Below are 2,611 nucleotides of genomic sequence, written 5' to 3' on the forward strand. Positions count from 1 at the left end.
CGACAAACAGTCGCAGGCGATCCACCTCTCGCCGATGCGCGCCTGCTGGACAAGCATGATCCCCGCTTCCTCGTCGGCGCGCGAACCCTGTCCGACATACCAGCGGACGAGAGCCTCTCGGACGGGCGCGGGAAGCGCAATTCTCCCTGCGCGGGTCCCGTCCGTATTGCGCGGGATCAGCCACATCGGCGCCTCCTGATCTTGATTTTTGAGGCTGACACTGCTCGGGCACGCGGATTGACAACCCGGCGGCCGCTGATCTTCCCTTGGCCTGTTTCGGTAGCAGGGAGGGTGCAATGAGGGCGTTGGGGATCGGTTTCGGCATTGTGGCGCTGGTCGTGTCGGGGGGCGCGGCAGCCCAGGGGAAAGAGGCCAAGCCCGCGCGCAGAGTGCAGCTCATCACGATGACCGCGCCCGGGCCGGAGAGCCGGCCGGATGCAGCCGCCGAACCCCCGAGCGTGCCCAACCCGGTGTCGACCGGTGCCCGTCCGCCGGACTTTCGGGTGCATGACCTCAGCCGCCGGTGGGTGGAATTCCAGATGGCGAACAGCTTCACGAACAGCGGCGTTGCGCTCGAGCAGGCAGCAAGCGGAAGCGCCGGGAGTGAAGGCTCGGCCGCCTCCGCCGAATGGTTGCCGCCGGCGCCTGCCATCCCCGTTCCTGCGTGGATGCGCGGCGGCGCGAGCTTCGATTTCGCGGCCAATCGCTTCGAGCCAGGCTGCGGCGTCCTTCCCTATCGGCCGACAGGATTCTTGAGGGCGGACGCTGAGAGCAGGCGCGCCAGCTATTATCAGCTGATGAGCGGGATCGCGTGCGAATACGGCATTCCGGTCGGGTTGTTCGATGCGATGATCATTCGCGAAAGCCGCTATCGCACCGATGCGCTGTCGCCCAAGAACGCCTTCGGCCTGACCCAGCTGATGCCCGGGACGGCTGCCTCGCTGGGAGTGAACCGCTATAGCGTCGAGGATAATCTGCGCGGCGGAGCGAGATATCTTCGCCAGCAACTCGACAGGTTCGGCCATTATCATCTGGCGCTTGCCGCATACAATGCCGGGCCTGGCCGCGTCCGTGGCGGGCTCGTGCCGCGCATCGCCGAGACGCAGGCCTATGTCGACAATGTCCTCATGAACTGGGCGCGCTTGAGCGGCGTCTACCGGCAAGCAACCGTGCTGCCGCGCCAGACCGCAAGCGTCTTCCCGCCTCGGTCGGTGCCGCCCGCGCGCGTCGCGAGCGTCTCGCTCTTCTAGGAGCGCGGCGGGGAAGGGCCCGGCGCCGAATCCGGTCGGGCTAGATCCGGAAGTCATCGCTCTCGGCCAGGCGTGCACGGCGGGCCAGCTTGGCGCTCACCTCGTCCAGCAGTTTCCGGACGACGGCTCGCCTGACCGGCACCGCCCATTCCGGGCGGACTTCCGAGCCATCGATGCCTTCGAGTTCTTCGAGCAGAACGATCAGGCCTTCCGGCATGTCGACGAATGCGTCGCAGATCATTGTGAAGAGCACGTCATGGCGCTCGATCAGGGGCTGCGGGATCGTCCCGCTTGCCTTGATGCGCACATAGGCCGCGACGATGTCGGTTCCGAGCGCGTGCAGGATGATCTGAAGCTCGTCCACAGTCATGGGCGACCGCTTCGTGGGGTCGCTGTGCAGCAGCAGTCCCAGGCGCGTCTTGCTGATGCCGGTGAGGGCGGCGAGCTTGCGTTGCGGGATGTCCTTTCGGTCCATCATGCACCGAATGAGCGGTACGAAATCGCGCAGGATCGTTTCGTCATCCGGCTCGAGCACGAACTATGATCCAGCTGTGGCGCGAGACGACATTAGCCCCCGAACCTCCCCGTTAGGGGACAAGGCAAACACGGTGAATCCCGCTTTGCAAGCGTCGTTGGAGCCAGAGTGAGCGCAATATTCCAGCGCAGATACCGCGATATAGCTCGCGAAGATCGGGCGATTTCCTAGTTTAGCCGCGTGCTCGTGCGCCCCGGTTCGCCCCCGTCAAGGCGCTGCTCAAGCGACAACCGGTCCAGTATCTGCGAGGTCTTGAGCTCGACGACATAGTCGAACAGCAGCGCCGAAAGCGCGTCGCCGATCGTCAGTGTGGTGTCGAGGCGGCGGCCGAGAGCCTGCCGCATTTCCTCAAGCGCCTGGGCATTCGCATCAGAGAGCGGAAGCCGGATTTTCACGTCGCCATGGGTCGGAATCGCCGCGAAATGCTCGCGCATCGTGCGCACTTCATGCCTGCCCGCGGCACCCGGTTCGGCGAGCCGCGCCGCGACCAGCGATACGAGCGTCTGATGCTCGTTCGTCTCATTGGAGAATAGGCGCAGGCACTCGGTGGTCAGCCGAAAGAGATATCCGGAGACATCGAGCACAAAGCCTTCGTGTTCGGCGGCCGTCGTCCCCACGTCGAGATGAATCCTTCTTCCTGAAAGGCAGCATGGCGCTGACTACTGCGACGGAGCCTGGAGTCTCGATGGTTAATATCTGCTGAGTCGTAGCCCCGAGTCTACCGGGACGCCACCAGCGCCGCAATTTCCGGGGCAAGTTGTCCCGCATTCCGGGCCAGTCTGCCCCGTAATCCGGGGCGCCATGCCCCGAATGAGCGGGCAGGCCG

3 protein-coding genes and 1 pseudogene are annotated in these 2,611 nt (G+C 64.9%); 1 reads left to right on the forward strand and 3 read right to left on the reverse strand.

The window, feature by feature from the left end; translation table 11 throughout:
- Window positions 1–186, reverse strand: a pseudogene (locus tag RLDS_RS56865) (hypothetical protein); the annotation flags it as partial.
- A 110-nt stretch (window positions 187–296) separates the two neighbouring features.
- On the opposite strand from RLDS_RS56865, the gene RLDS_RS32495 reads away from it, so the two are divergent.
- Complete coding sequence (locus RLDS_RS32495; RefSeq protein WP_021223069.1) at window positions 297–1,250, forward strand: lytic transglycosylase domain-containing protein; 954 nt, start codon at window positions 297–299, stop codon at window positions 1,248–1,250.
- Window positions 1,251–1,290: 40 nt separating this feature from the next.
- Here RLDS_RS32495 and RLDS_RS32500 read toward each other — a convergent pair whose 3' ends face one another.
- Window positions 1,291–1,785: a helix-turn-helix domain-containing protein gene (locus RLDS_RS32500; protein WP_020818511.1), complete on the reverse strand. Its 495-nt coding sequence runs from the start codon at window positions 1,783–1,785 to the stop codon at window positions 1,291–1,293.
- A 167-nt stretch (window positions 1,786–1,952) separates the two neighbouring features.
- On the reverse strand, window positions 1,953–2,402 hold the full coding sequence (locus RLDS_RS32505) for a hypothetical protein (protein ID WP_020818510.1): 450 nt from the start codon (window positions 2,400–2,402) through the stop codon (window positions 1,953–1,955).
- Between the last annotated feature and the right edge of the window lie 209 nt (window positions 2,403–2,611).

This window comes from Sphingobium lactosutens DS20 (genome assembly GCF_000445105.1).
Lineage (GTDB): Bacteria > Pseudomonadota > Alphaproteobacteria > Sphingomonadales > Sphingomonadaceae > Sphingobium > Sphingobium lactosutens.

Coding starts and splice junctions, on each gene's coding strand:
- RLDS_RS32495 (WP_021223069.1), top strand. CDS start 297: ATGAGGGCGTTGGGGATCGGTTTCGGCATTGTGGCGCTGGTCGTGTCG.